Raw genomic sequence first — 13,992 nt, 5'->3', positions numbered from 1 at the left:
CAGGGGAGGCAAGCCGCCCCTTGGGAGGGGCTGAGATCGTAGACAGAGGCTCAGCTGCCGTCGCGGAAGCGGTTCCACACCTCGTCACGGGCGCCCTTCAGCTTGTCCGACAGGGGCATGAGGGCGAACAGGCGGTTCTTGGCGTCGTCCAGGTTGCGCCCCAGCTGCTCGCGCAGCTTGGGCTCGAGGAACCGCTGGGCCTCGGTGTTGGCGCTGGGGTACAGCGTCTCGCTGCTGATCTGCGCGGCCACCTGCGGCTGCATCAGGTAGTCGATGAACTTGTGCGCCAGGTCGGCGCGGCGCGCGCTGGCCGGAATCACCAGGTTGTCGATGAACAGGGTGGAGCCCTCGTCCGGCACCACGAACTGCACCGGCTGGCCGGCATCGCTGGCGCCCAGGGCGTCGCCGACCCAGGCCACGGCCACGCACAGCTTGCCCTGGTTGAGATCCTCGATATAGCGCTCGCTGTCCACGTAGCGCAGGTTCGGGCGCAGGCCCTGGAGGGTCTCGCCGGCCTTGCGGATGCGTCCCGGCGAACTGTTGGTGAAGCTGCGGCCCTGGTAGCTGAGCAGGTTGTAGAGCAGCTCGTCCGGGGCATCCAGCACGCTGATGCCGCAACCGGTCAGCTTGGCGCTCTGCGCCGGGTCGAACAGCAGGCTCCAGCTGTGCGGCAGCGGGCCGCCATAAGCCGCCTCGGCCTGAGGGGTGTTGATCGCCAGGCCCACGGCGCCCCACAGGTAGGGCACCGCATGGCGATTCTGCGGGTCGACCGCGGCCAGTTTGCTCAGCAGCTGCTTGTCCAGATGCTTGCGGTTGGGCAGGCGAGCGAGGTCCAGCGGCTGCAGCAGGCCGGCCTTGATCAGCGCTGGCAGGTCATTCTGCGAGGGTACGGCGATGTCGATGCTCTCGCCGCTGGCGAGGATCTTGTCGAGCTCCTCGGCCGAGGCGTAGGTGTGATACTCGACGGCGATGCCGGTGGCCTGGGTGAAGTCCTCCAGCACCTGCGGGGCGATGTAGTCGTTCCAGTTGTAGACCCGGATGCTGTCGGCGGCGGCCGCCAGTCCGGGAGCGAGGGCCAGCAACAGCGGAGCAAGAACGCGAAACATGACGACCTCCTTGGCGAATGATGGGCAAGGCTTCGCCAGTCCGCGCGCCGGGGCGAGATGGCAGAACCTGGGCAGTGGAAAAAACAACGCCGGCACTAGGGCCGGCGTCGGTTGTTGCGTCAAACGGTATGCAGGTACCAGTTGTATTCGAGGTCGGAGATGGTGGTCTCGAACTCCTGCAGCTCGGCTTCCTTGCACGCGACGAAGATGTCGATGTAGTCCGGGCTGATGTACTTGTTCAGCACTTCGCTGTCGTCCAGCTCGCGCAGGGCATCGCGCAGGTTGTTCGGCAGGCTCTGCTCCAGCTGCTCGTAGGAGTTGCCCTCGATCGGCTCGCCCGGCTCGACCTGGTTGGTCAGGCCGTGGTGAATACCGGCGAGGATCGCCGACATCATCAGGTACGGGTTGGCGTCGGCGCCGGCCACGCGGTGCTCGATGCGCACGGCATCGGCGCTGCCGGTCGGCACGCGGACGGCCACGGTGCGGTTGTCCAGGCCCCAGCTCGGCGCATTGGGCACGTAGAACTGCGCGCCGAAGCGGCGGTACGAGTTGACGTTGGGGCAGAGGAAGGCCATGGACGCCGGCATGGTCTCCAGGACACCGCCGATCGCGTGGCGCAGTGCGGCGTTCTCCTGGGGATCATCGCTGGTGAAGATGTTCTTGCCGGTGGTCTTGTCGAGCAGCGAGATGTGTACGTGCAGGCCGTTGCCCGCCTGGCCCGGGTAGGGCTTGGCCATGAAGGTGGTGTCCATCTCATGGTCGTAGGCGATGTTCTTGATCAGGCGCTTGAGCAGCAGCGCGTGGTCGCAGGCCTTGATGGCGTCTTCCACGTGGTGCAGGTTGACCTCGAACTGTGCCGGGGCGCTTTCCTTGACGATGGCGTCGGCCGGGATGCCCTGTTCCTTGGCGGCTTCGAGCATGTCCTGCAGGCAGTCGACGTACTCGTCGAGGTCGTCGATCAGGTACACCTGGGTGGAGATCGGACGCTTGCCCGACATCGGCGAGCGCGGCGGCTGCGGACGGCCGTTCACGTTCTCCTGGTCGATCAGGTAGAACTCCAGTTCGAAGGCCGCGCAGATGCGCAGGTTCATCTCGTCGAACTTGGCCACGACCTGGCGCAGCACTTCGCGCGGGTCGGCGAAGAACGGCTTGCCGTCCATCTCGTGCATGGTCATCAGCAGCTGCGCGGTGGGGCGCTTCTGCCAGGGCTCGTTGCACAGGGTATTGGCGATGGGGAAGCAGATGCGGTCGGCGTCGCCGATGTCCAGGCCGAGGCCGGTGCTTTCGACGGTGGAGCCGTTGATATCGAGGGCGAACAGCGAAGCGGGCAGGTTGATGCCCTTTTCATACACCTTGTGCAGGCTGTTCCTTTCGATGCGCTTGCCGCGCACCACCCCATTCATATCTGCAATTAGAAGGTCAACGAACTGGACCTCAGGATGTTCCTTAAGGAACGCGTTCGCCTCGTTGAGCTGAACGGCACGCGGGGGTACCGACATGATGCAACACCTTTTTTGTTAAAAATTTCAATCATGCTATTGAGCAGCTGTGAGTCAATCTCAAACACCCAGGGCTGTCAATAGCGGGCCATTTTGCCCTGAAACGGGGCTCGATGGCCAGTTTTGGGGCGCTCCAGGGTTTTTCGACCCGCTGGCCAGCCTTGTGCGGCCTGCTGCTCAGTTGCCTGTGTTCAATTTTTTACAGCCCTATTGTGTAAAAAATTGAACAAGGCTAATCTCGGCCTCAACCTAACAACAGCAATAAAACAAGGTGTCCCATGTTGCGCCTGCCGTTGATCGGCGTCACCGCCTGCACCAAGCAGGTCGGACTTCACCCCAACCACATCGTCGGCGACAAATATGTCCGCGCGGTGGCGGTCGGAGCGGAGGGTCTGCCTCTGGTGATCCCCGCCCTGGGCGAACTGATCGATCAACCCACCCTGCTGGCCAGCATCGACGGCCTGCTGTTCACCGGTTCGCCGTCCAACGTCGAACCTCATCATTATAGTGGCCCGGCCAGCGCGCCAGGCACAGCCCACGATATCGCTCGCGACGCCACCACGCTGCCGCTGATCCGCCAGGCCGTCGCTGCCGGGATTCCGGTGCTGGGCATCTGTCGCGGCTTCCAGGAAATGAACGTGGCCTTTGGCGGCAGTCTGCACCAGCGCGTGCAGGAAGTGGCCGGGCTGATGGACCACCGCGAGCCGGCCGACGAGCCGGTCGAGGTGCAATATGCCCCCCGTCACACCGTGCGTGTGCAAGCGGGCGGGGTGCTCGCCGGCCTCGGCTTGCCGGACGAGATTCAAGTCAATTCCATTCATGGCCAGGGCGTTCAGCGTCTGGCGCCGGGCCTTCGCGTAGAAGCACTGGCGCCTGACGGGTTGATCGAAGCCTTCTCCGTCGAAGGTGCGCCAAGCTTCGCTCTCGGTGTGCAGTGGCACCCGGAGTGGCAGGTACGATCCAACCCGAATTATCTCGCCATCTTCCAGGCCTTTGGTGAGGCTTGCAGGAAGAGGGCGGGACAACGCTGAGTAGGTGAGCAACCGGTCGGTGAAACTCGGAGGTTTCGCTAGGCTTTAACCGGTCCGCAGTAGCCGCTCTACAACCCTGAGGTCTCTATGAGTACCAAGCTAGACCAGCTCACCAGCTGGCTGAAAGAACGCAAAATCACCGAAGTTGAATGCTTGATCAGCGATCTTACCGGCATTGCGCGCGGCAAGATCTCGCCGACCAACAAGTTTCTCGACGAGAAGGGCATGCGCCTCCCCGAGAGTGTGCTGCTGCAGACCGTGACCGGCGACTACGTCGAGGACGACATCTATTACGAGCTGCTCGACGAGGCGGACATCGACATGTTCTGCCGCCCGGACGAGAACGCCGTGTTCCTGGTGCCCTGGGCCATCGAGCCCACCGCGATGGTGATCCACGACACCTTCGACAAGCAGGGCAACCCGATCGAGCTGTCGCCGCGCAACATCCTCAAGAACATCCTCAAGCTCTACGCCGACAAGGGCTGGAAGCCGATCGTCGCGCCGGAGATGGAGTTCTACCTGACCAAGCGCAACAGCGACCCGGACTTCCCGCTGGTGGCGCCGATGGGCCGTTCGGGGCGTCCGGAAGTCGGTCGCCAGTCGTTCTCCATCGACGCGGCCAACGAATTCGACCCGCTGTTCGAGGACGTCTACGACTGGTGCGAGCTGCAGGAGCTGGACCTCGACACGCTGATCCACGAGGACGGCCCGGCGCAGATGGAAATCAACTTCCGTCACGGCGACGCACTGCACCTGGCCGACCAGATCACCGTGTTCAAGCGCACCATGCGCGAAGCCGCGCTGAAGCATGACGTGGCGGCCACCTTCATGGCCAAGCCGATCACCGATCAGCCGGGCAGCGCCATGCATATCCACCAGAGCGTGGTGGACATCAAGACCGGCAAGAACCTGTTCTCCAACGACGACGGCAGCATGAGCGAGCTGTTCATGCACCACATCGGTGGCCTGCAGAAGTACATCCCCGAGGTGTTGCCGCTGTTCGCCCCCAACGTCAACTCGTTCCGCCGCTTCCTGCCCGATACCTCGGCGCCGGTGAACGTGGAGTGGGGCGAGGAGAACCGCACCGTGGGCCTGCGCGTGCCGGAAGCCGGCCCGCAGAACCGCCGCGTGGAAAACCGCCTGGCCGGTGCCGACGCCAACCCTTATCTGGTGCTGGCCGCCTCGCTGCTGTGCGGCTACATCGGCATGGTCGAGGGTCTCAAACCCAGCGCGCCGGTCAAGGGCCGCGGCTACGAGCGGCGCAACCTGCGTCTGCCGGTGACCATCGAAAGCGCCCTGGAGCGCATGGAGGCCTGCAAGGCCGCCGAGAAATACCTGGGCGAGAAGTTCGTCCGCGGCTATGTCGCGGTGAAACGCGCCGAGCATGAAAACTTTAAGCGGGTGATCAGCTCCTGGGAACGCGAGTTCCTGCTGCTCTCCGTCTGATGGGGGACGGGCGCCGGGTATCCGCCCGGCGCCCCGACCGGATGCGTAATCTGAGGTGAAGAATGACTAACCAAGCGAACAACCCGAAAACCCGCGAGTGGCAGGCCATGAGCCGTGAGCACCACCTTGCGCCGTTCAGCGACTATCAGCAGCTGCACGAGAAGGGCCCGCGCATCATCACCAAGGCCGACGGTGTCTACCTGTGGGACAGCGAAGGCAACAAGATTCTCGACGGCATGGCCGGTCTCTGGTGCGTCGCCGTCGGTTACGGCCGCGAAGAGCTGGTCGAGGCGGCTGCCGCGCAGATGCGCGAGCTGCCGTTCTATAACACCTTCTTCCAGACCGCCCACCCGCCGGCGCTGGAGTTTGCCAAGGCCATCGCCGATGTGGCGCCGGCCGGCATGAATCACGTGTTCTTCACCGGCTCCGGCTCGGAAGGCAACGACACCATGCTGCGCATGGTCCGCCACTACTGGGCGAGCAAGGGGCAGCCGAGCAAGAAGGTGATCATCAGCCGTCACAACGGCTACCACGGCTCCACCGTGGCCGGCGCCAGCCTGGGCGGCATGAAGTACATGCACGAGCAGGGCGACCTGCCGATCCCCGGCATCGTGCACATCCCGCAGCCGTACTGGTTCGGCGAGGGTGGCGACATGAGCCCGGAAGAGTTCGGCATCTGGGCCGCCGACCAGTTGGAGAAGAAGATCCTCGAGGTCGGCGAAGACAACGTGGCGGCCTTTATCGCCGAGCCGATCCAGGGCGCGGGCGGCGTGATCATCCCGCCGGACAGCTACTGGCCGCGTATCCGCGAGATCCTCGCCAAGTACGACATCCTGTTCGTCGCCGACGAAGTGATCTGCGGCTTCGGCCGTACCGGCGAGTGGTTCGCCAGCGAGTTCTTCGGCAACAAGCCGGACCTGATCACCATCGCCAAGGGCATGACCAGCGGCTACGTGCCCATGGGTGGCCTGATCGTCAGCGACAAGGTGTACCAGGTGATCAACGCCGCCGGTGACTTCAACCACGGCTTCACTTACTCCGGTCACCCGGTGGCGGCCGCCGTCGGCCTGGCCAACCTGCGCATCCTCAAGGAAGAGAAGATTATCGAGCGGGTCCAGGCAGAAACGGCACCCTATTTGCAAAAGCGTTTGCGTGAGCTGGCGGATCATCCGCTGGTGGGCGAAGTCCGCGGCGTGGGCATGCTCGGCGCCATCGAACTGGCGAAGAACAAGCAGACCCGCGAGCGTTTCCCGAGCGAGATGGGCGTCGGCATGATCTGCCGCGGCCATTGCTTCGAGAACGGGCTGATCATGCGCGCCGTGGGCGACACCATGATCATCGCGCCACCGCTGGTGATCAGCAAAAACGAGATCGACGAACTGGTCGAAAAGGCACGCAAGTGTCTCGATCTGACCGCCCGGGCAGTGCTGGTGTAAGGCTTGAGTGACAGGCCAGACCTTGCCAGACTGCAGGGTGCGTTGGCCAGGCTCACCGGAGGGTGCGTCGCTCAGGCGACGCAGCCTTCGGATACTTCAAACGACAATGGAGCTAACCCGCATGATCAAGACCTTCGGCAAGACTCTGCTTGCCATGACTCTGGCAGGCGCCGTAGCCGGCGTGGCCCAGGCTGATGACAAGGTACTGCACGTCTACAACTGGTCCGACTACATCGCCCCGGAAACCCTGGAGAAGTTCACCAAGGAAACCGGCATCAAGGTCGTCTACGACGTCTTCGACAGCAACGAAGTGCTGGAAGCCAAACTGCTTGCGGGCAGCTCCGGTTACGACATCGTCGTACCGTCCAACCCCTTCCTGGCCAAGCAGATCAAGGCCGGCGTGTTCCAGAAGCTGGACAAGTCCAAGCTGCCGAACTGGAAGAACCTCGACACCAACCTGCTCAAGGCCCTCGATCCGAGCGACCCGGGCAACCAGTACTCCATCCCCTACATGTGGGGCACTATCGGCATCGGCTACAACGTCGACAAGGTCAAGGCCGTGCTGGGCGAAAACGCCCCGGTCGATTCCTGGGACCTGGTGTTCAAGCCGGAGAACATGGCCAAGCTGAAGGAGTGCGGCGTGTCCTTCCTCGACTCGCCGACCGAGATCCTGCCGGCCGCCCTCAACTACCTGGGCTTCAGCCCCACCAGCGAGAAGCCGGATGAGCTGAAGAAGGCCGAGGAACTGTTCCTCTCCATCCGCAAGGACACCGCCTACTTCCACAGCTCGAAGTACATCGGCGACCTGGCCAACGGCAACATCTGCGTGGCCATCGGCTACTCGGGCGACCTGTACCAGTCCAAGTCCCGCGCCGAAGAAGCCAAGAACGGCGTGAACATCCTGTACAGCATCCCGAAAGAAGGTGCCGGCAGCTTCTTCGACATGCTGGCCGTACCGGCCGACGCGAAGAACGTCGAGGGTGCCCATGCCTTCCTGAACTTCCTGATGAAGCCGGAAGTCATGGCCGAGATCACCAACTTCGTGCAGTTCCCCAACGGCAACGCGGCGGCCACCCCGCTGGTTGACGAGGCGATCCGCAACGACCCGGGCATCTACCCGGACGCCGCGACCATGGCCAAGATCTACACCTTCCCGGATCTGCCGGCGAAAGTGCAGCGCACCATGACTCGCAGCTGGACCACCATCAAGTCCGGCAAGTAAGCCAAACAGCGACACCCTCCGGCGGGTGCTCCCGCCGGAGCCACCGCCAGGAGGTCCCATGACCCACCTCGACTACCGTCACACACGAGCCCCACACAGCTCCGTGCGCGGGCGGCTGGGCGAACGGCATGGGCGTCAGGGATAGGACAGCCAGATTTTCCACCACCCCCAGGACGCATCGCGGCCTGCAAGATCAACAAGAAAGAGGACTGACGTGTGCGAATTTCCTTCCGCAGAACCCTGACCGCCGCCGCCGTGGCGCTGGGCCTGAGTGGCGTTGCCCAGGCCGAGTCGACCCTGCACATCTACAACTGGAGCGACTACATCGGCGAGACCACCCTGGCCGATTTCGAGAAGGCCAGCGGCATCAAGCCGGTCTACGACGTGTTCGACTCCAACGAAACCCTGGAAGGCAAACTGCTGGCGGGCCGTTCCGGCTACGACATCGTGGTGCCGTCCAACCATTTCCTCGGCAAGCAGATCAAGGCCGGCGCGTTCCAGAAACTCGACCGCGCCCTGCTGCCCAACTGGCAGAACCTCGACCCGGCGCTGCTCAAGCAGCTCGAGGCCAATGACCCGGGCAACCAGTATTCCGTGCCCTACCTGTGGGGCACCAACGGCATCGGCTACAACGTCGAGAAGGTCAAGGCGGTGCTGGGCATCGACAAGGTCGACTCGTGGGCCGTGCTGTTCGAGCCGGAGAACCTGAAGAAGCTCAGCGCCTGTGGCGTGGCCTTCATGGATTCGCCGGACGAGATGTTCCCCTCGGTGCTCAACTACCTGGGCCTCGACCCGCGCAGCACCAACCCGGACGACTACAAGAAGGCTGAAGAGAAGCTGCTGGCGCTGCGTCCGTACGTCACCTACTTCCACAGCTCCAAGTACATCGGCGACCTGGCCAACGGCGACATCTGCGTGGCCTTCGGCTACTCCGGCGACGTGTTCCAGGCCGCTTCCCGTGCCGAAGAGGCCGGCAAGGGCATCGAGATCGCCTACAGCATTCCCAAGGAAGGCGCCAACCTGTGGTTCGACATGCTGGCCATCCCGGCCGACGCGAAGAACGTCAAGGAAGCCCACGCCTTCATCAACTACCTGCTCGACCCGGCGGTCATCGCCAAGGTCAGCGACTACGTCGGCTACGCCAACCCCAACCCCAAGGCCGGCGAATTGATGGACCAGGAAGTGCGCAACGATCCTTCGGTCTATCCATCGCAGGCCGTATTGGACAAACTTTACATTTCCACCGAACTGCCGCCGAAGATTCAGCGGCTGGTCACCCGCAGCTGGGCCAAGGTCAAGTCGGGCAAGTAAGCAGCATCAGCAATACACCGTACGGCGGGCCGGGCCTGACCGTACGGGACCGCTGCGCATAGCGCGGCAGATTATCGTTCGGGTCTCTGACCTTATTTTCCCGGGAGTTTTGGAAATGGCTGTTGCCTCCAGCGCCTACAAGAAAGCCCTAGAGGGCAACCAGCAACCCAAAGAGGTGCTGGTCAAGATCGATCGCGTGACCAAGAAATTCGACGAGACCATCGCCGTCGATGACGTCTCGCTGACCATCAACAAGGGCGAGATCTTCGCCCTGCTCGGTGGTTCCGGATCCGGCAAATCGACCCTGCTGCGCATGCTGGCCGGGTTCGAGCGTCCCACCGAAGGGCGCATCCTGCTCGATGGTGTCGACATCACCGACATGCCGCCCTACGAGCGGCCGATCAACATGATGTTCCAGTCCTACGCGCTGTTCCCGCACATGACCGTGGCGCAGAACATCGCCTTCGGCCTCAAGCAGGACAAGCTGCCCCAGGCCGAGATCGACGAGCGCGTGGCCGAGATGCTCAAGCTGGTGCACATGACCCAGTACGCACGCCGCAAGCCGCACCAGCTGTCCGGTGGCCAGCGTCAGCGCGTGGCCCTGGCCCGCTCGCTGGCCAAGCGTCCCAAGCTGCTGCTGCTCGACGAACCCATGGGCGCCCTGGACAAGAAGCTGCGCTCGCAGATGCAGCTGGAGCTGGTGGAGATCATCGAGCGCGTCGGCGTGACCTGCGTGATGGTGACCCACGACCAGGAAGAGGCCATGACCATGGCCCAGCGCATCGCCATCATGCACCTGGGCTGGATCGCCCAGACCGGCAGCCCGGTGGACATCTACGAGACCCCGGCCAGCCGCCTGGTCTGCGAGTTCATCGGTAGCGTCAACCTGTTCGACGGCCAGATCACCACCGACGAGACCGACCACGCCATCATCAGCTGCCCGCAGCTGGACAAGCCGATCTACATCGGCCACGGCGTTTCCACCCGTGCCGAGAGCAAGGCGGTCAGCTACGCCCTGCGCCCGGAAAAGCTGCTGATGGCCACCGCCCTGCCGGCCGATCATGAGCACCCCGAGTACAACTGGTGCAACGGCACCGTGCACGACATCGCCTACCTCGGCGGCCACTCGGTGTACCACGTCAAGCTCACCTCCGGGCAGATCGTGCAGTGCTTCATCGCCAACGCCGAACGTCGCGGCAAGCGTCCGACCTGGGACGACGCCGTGGTGGTGTACTGGGAAGACGATAGCGGCGTGGTACTGCAATCATGAAAATCGGCAAACTGAAACGCTATCTGCCCAGCGGGCGGCATGCCGTGATCGGTGTGCCCTTCTTCTGGCTGTTCCTATTCTTCCTGCTGCCGTTCTTCATCGTGCTGAAGATCAGCTTCGCCGAAGCCGACGTGGCGATTCCGCCCTACACCGAGATCTACAGCTGGGCCGACAATCAGCTGTCGATCGTGCTCAACCTGGGCAACTACATCTTCCTCAGCGAGGATGAGCTGTACCTGGCGGCCTATCTCGGCTCGCTGAAGATGGCCTTCGTCAGCACCCTGCTGTGCATCCTCATCGGCTACCCGATGGCCTACGCCATCGCCCGCGCCAGCAAGGAAATGCAGACCACTCTGCTGCTGCTGATCATGATGCCGACCTGGACCGCGATCCTGATCCGCGTCTACGCCTGGATGGGCATCCTCAGCAACAACGGCCTGCTCAATGGCTTCCTGCTGTCGATCGGGGTGATCAGCGAGCCGCTGCAGATCCTCAACACCAACCTGGCGGTGTACATCGGCATCGTCTATTCGTACCTGCCGTTCATGATCCTGCCGCTCTACGCCAACCTGGTGAAGCACGACATGAGCCTGCTGGAGGCGGCATCGGACCTGGGTTCGAGCAACTTCAACAACTTCTGGAAGATCACCGTGCCGCTGTCCAAGAACGGCATCATCGCCGGTAGCATGCTGGTGTTCATCCCGGTGGTGGGCGAGTTCGTGATTCCGGAACTGCTCGGCGGCCCGGAGACCCTGATGATCGGCAAGGTGCTGTGGCAGGAGTTCTTCAACAACCGCGACTGGCCGGTGGCGTCCGCCCTGGCGGTGATCATGCTGCTGATCCTCATGGGCCCGATCATCTGGTTCAACCGTAACCAAGCGAAGGAAATGGAGGGCCGCGCATGAAAAAGCTGAATTTCTCCACCGTCATGCTGTGGCTGGGACTGACCTTCATCTACCTGCCCATGGTCATCATGGTCATCTACTCGTTCAACGCCTCCAAGCTGGTCACCGTCTGGGGTGGCTGGTCGGTGAAGTGGTATGCCGGCCTGCTCGACAACAGCCAGCTGATGGGTTCGGTGCTGCGCTCCCTGGAGATCGCCCTGTACACCGCGGTCGCCGCCGTGGCGCTGGGTACCCTGGCCGCCTTCGTGCTGACCCGGGTGACCCGCTTCAAGGGCCGCACCCTGTTCGGTGGTCTGGTCACCGCGCCGCTGGTGATGCCGGAAGTGATCACCGGTCTCTCGCTGCTGCTGCTGTTCGTGGCCATGGCTCAGCTGATCGGCTGGCCTGCCGAGCGCGGCATCATGACCATCTGGATCGCCCACACCACCTTCTGCTCGGCCTACGTGGCGGTAGTGGTGTCGGCGCGCCTGCGCGAGCTGGACCTGTCCATCGAGGAGGCGGCCATGGACCTGGGCGCCAAGCCGTGGAAGGTGTTCTTCCTGATCACCATCCCGATGATCGCGCCGTCCCTGGCGGCCGGCGGCATGATGTCCTTCGCCCTGTCGCTGGACGACCTGGTGCTGGCCAGCTTCGTGTCCGGTCCGGGCTCGACCACCCTGCCGATGGAGGTGTTCTCCGCCGTGCGTCTGGGCGTGAAGCCGGAGATCAATGCGATCGCCAGCCTGATCCTGCTGACCGTGTCGATCTTCACCTTCTTCGCCTGGTTCTTCGCCCGCCGCGCCGAAGAGCGCCGCAAGCGTGCGATCCAGCAGGCGATGGAGTCGATGGCCGAGGAGGTCACCAGCTCCAACTGGAAACCGGCTCAGGCTGCCTGACCGTTCCCGCTCAAGAAAAAGGCCACCTTTTGGTGGCCTTTTTTGTGTCCGGACAAATGTGATAGAAATCACCGTTCATCGGGCCAGATGGGAAATTTTCTTGCCCGAGCACGGTGTTGTATAAAAAATGCGCGTCCGTTTTGATGTCGGAATGCCAGTAATTGGCCAAGGATCGGTCTTATGCATCGGCAGCTGTTTGCCCCCGTTATTGCCTGCTTTTCCCTATTTTGCTCGTTTGCCGTTGCGCAGCAGCTACTGCCGGGCGACCGAGATCTCATTCGAGATCGCCAGCAGCGCTTGTTGGAAGAGCAGCGCAAGCGTATCGATGAATTGCAGCAGCTTCCGGGGCGCGAGGCAGAACAGCAGCAAGCTCCTGCTCAGGACGAGCGCTGCTTCGAAATCAAGACCATTCGCTTGCAAGGCGTTAGCCTGCTGTCAGAGAAGGATCAGCGCGAACTGCTGACCCCCTTCACCAATCGCTGTCTTGGCACTGGCCAGCTCAACGAGCTACTCAAGGCCATCACTCAGAGTTACATCGATCGCGGTTACGTGACGTCGCGCGCCTACCTGCCACAGCAGGACCTGAGCGACGGCGAGCTGGACGTGCTGGTTGTCGAGGGGCAGCTCGAAGGGCTCGATAGCTCGGCCATAGCCAGTGACCGCGAGCTGGCCATGAGTTTCCCTGGTGATCTCGGTGAGTCGCTCAACCTGCGCGAGCTGGAACAGCTAGTTGATCAACTGAATCGACTGCCCTCGCGCCCTGCGCAACTGGAACTGTTGCCGGGACAGAAAGTTGGCGGCAGCCGCGTACAGCTCAAGGGTGAGCCGAGCAAACCTTGGCGCGCGACGCTGAGTCGACATAACGATGGCGACGTCAGCACTGGCGAGCAGCAGTGGGGCTTGGGGCTGGATTGGGACAGCCCACTCGGACTGGCTGATCAGTTGAGCCTGCGCGGCGGCCTGGATGCTGTTAGCGACGAGTTTCGTCATTCCGATAATCAGAGCTTGTATTACAGCCTGCCTTACGGTTGGTGGACCTTCAGCTACAGCTACAGTCAGAGCTACTATCGCAACCAGACTGAAGGTGCCGGCTTCGTCTTCGAGATGGACGGCGAAAGTCGTACGCACAGCCTGCGTGCCGAACGCCTGTTGCATCGAGACTCTCTGAGCAAGACCAGCATCAATGCCGGCATCAGTCACCTGCGTACACGCAACTACATCGATAACGCGCTGATCGATGTATCGAGCCAGCGCCTGTCGGAAAGTCAGCTGGGCTTCAACCACGGCCGGCGTATCGGCAACGCTTTCATCAACGCCGATCTCGGCTGGCAGCACGGCATTGGCGCCCTGGATGCGCAGAGCGAAGGCGATCCCCGACCCGGAGAGCCAGTGGCTCGCTACAACAAGTACAGCCTGACGCTTAGCTACTTGCAGCCGTTCCAGATGTGGGGCGAGTCCTTCAGCTTCGACAGCCTGGCCAACGGCCAGTGGAGCGAGGATGTGCTGTATAGCCCGCAACGCATCAGCGTCGGTGGCCTGGCCTCGGTACGTGGCTTTAAGGAGCAATCCCTGTCCGGCGACAGCGGTGGCTACTGGCGCAATCAACTGCGTTGGAGTCGGCCGATCTCCTGGGCACCGCTGCAGCCCTATTTGCAGGAGTACGGCGTTGCCTTCGCCTACGACGTGGGTGTCATCCACGGCGACCGTTACAACCCAGAGCTGAAAGGGCGCCTATCTGGCAATGCCATCGAGCTCAGTGCGCGTGGACGGCATCTCGCCGCCAGCGTGACCTTCTCCCGTTCGCTTGAGCGGCCGGATGCCATCGAGAACCGCGAGCATCCGCTGTACTTCCGAGCCGATCTTTTCTTCTGATTCTTTGCTGTTGGCAGGA

General features: G+C 62.7%; 11 protein-coding genes. 9 read left to right on the top strand and 2 right to left on the bottom strand.

Annotated elements, in window-relative coordinates:
- Positions 1 to 50: 50 nt before the first annotated feature.
- Positions 51 to 1,106: an extracellular solute-binding protein gene (locus tag FFS62_RS15590; RefSeq protein WP_137973748.1), complete on the bottom strand. Its 1,056-nt coding sequence runs from the start codon at positions 1,104 to 1,106 to the stop codon at positions 51 to 53.
- 119 nt (positions 1,107 to 1,225) lie between these two features.
- On the bottom strand, positions 1,226 to 2,605 hold the full coding sequence (locus FFS62_RS15585; RefSeq protein WP_137973747.1) for a glutamine synthetase family protein: 1,380 nt from the start codon (positions 2,603 to 2,605) through the stop codon (positions 1,226 to 1,228).
- Positions 2,606 to 2,883: 278 nt separating this feature from the next.
- On the opposite strand from FFS62_RS15585, the gene FFS62_RS15580 reads away from it, so the two are divergent.
- The 9 genes from FFS62_RS15580 (at position 2,884) to FFS62_RS15540 (ending at position 13,973) form a co-directional block, all read left to right on the top strand.
- Positions 2,884 to 3,636: a gamma-glutamyl-gamma-aminobutyrate hydrolase family protein gene (locus tag FFS62_RS15580; protein WP_137973746.1), complete on the top strand. Its 753-nt coding sequence runs from the start codon at positions 2,884 to 2,886 to the stop codon at positions 3,634 to 3,636.
- A gap of 87 nt (positions 3,637 to 3,723) precedes the next feature.
- A complete protein-coding gene (locus tag FFS62_RS15575; protein ID WP_137973745.1) occupies positions 3,724 to 5,082 on the top strand; it encodes a glutamine synthetase family protein in 1,359 nt (452 codons plus the stop codon).
- Positions 5,083 to 5,144: 62 nt separating this feature from the next.
- A complete protein-coding gene (locus tag FFS62_RS15570; RefSeq protein ID WP_137973744.1) occupies positions 5,145 to 6,518 on the top strand; it encodes an aspartate aminotransferase family protein in 1,374 nt (457 codons plus the stop codon).
- 121 nt (positions 6,519 to 6,639) lie between these two features.
- The gene (locus FFS62_RS15565; protein ID WP_137973743.1) at positions 6,640 to 7,740 is read left to right on the top strand and encodes a polyamine ABC transporter substrate-binding protein; all 1,101 of its coding nucleotides are present in this window, start codon (positions 6,640 to 6,642) and stop codon (positions 7,738 to 7,740) included.
- Between the two features lie 222 nt (positions 7,741 to 7,962).
- Entirely contained in the window at positions 7,963 to 9,051 is a 1,089-nt protein-coding gene (locus tag FFS62_RS15560) for a polyamine ABC transporter substrate-binding protein (RefSeq protein WP_371920146.1), read from the top strand.
- A 115-nt stretch (positions 9,052 to 9,166) separates the two neighbouring features.
- Positions 9,167 to 10,321 (top strand): polyamine ABC transporter ATP-binding protein, encoded by a 1,155-nt coding sequence (potA, locus tag FFS62_RS15555; protein WP_137973741.1) that lies wholly within the window; start codon positions 9,167 to 9,169, stop codon positions 10,319 to 10,321.
- A 23-nt stretch (positions 10,322 to 10,344) separates the two neighbouring features.
- Positions 10,345 to 11,226 carry an ABC transporter permease subunit gene (locus tag FFS62_RS15550; protein ID WP_171016363.1) on the top strand — a complete coding sequence of 294 codons (882 nt, stop codon included), beginning with the start codon at positions 10,345 to 10,347 and terminating at the stop codon, positions 11,224 to 11,226.
- Entirely contained in the window at positions 11,223 to 12,101 is an 879-nt protein-coding gene (locus FFS62_RS15545; protein WP_137973739.1) for an ABC transporter permease subunit, read from the top strand. The genes FFS62_RS15550 and FFS62_RS15545 overlap by 4 nt, the downstream gene beginning before the upstream one ends.
- A 180-nt stretch (positions 12,102 to 12,281) precedes the next feature.
- Positions 12,282 to 13,973, top strand: a complete 1,692-nt coding sequence (locus tag FFS62_RS15540) for a ShlB/FhaC/HecB family hemolysin secretion/activation protein (RefSeq protein ID WP_137973738.1) — start codon at positions 12,282 to 12,284, stop codon at positions 13,971 to 13,973.
- Positions 13,974 to 13,992: the final 19 nt, after the last annotated feature.

The sequence above is a fragment of the Pseudomonas sp. F(2018) genome (assembly GCF_005508865.1).
Taxonomy (GTDB): domain Bacteria; phylum Pseudomonadota; class Gammaproteobacteria; order Pseudomonadales; family Pseudomonadaceae; genus Aquipseudomonas.
Note: the sequence above shows the minus strand (reverse complement) of the source record. Positions and strands in the feature narration are given on the sequence as shown.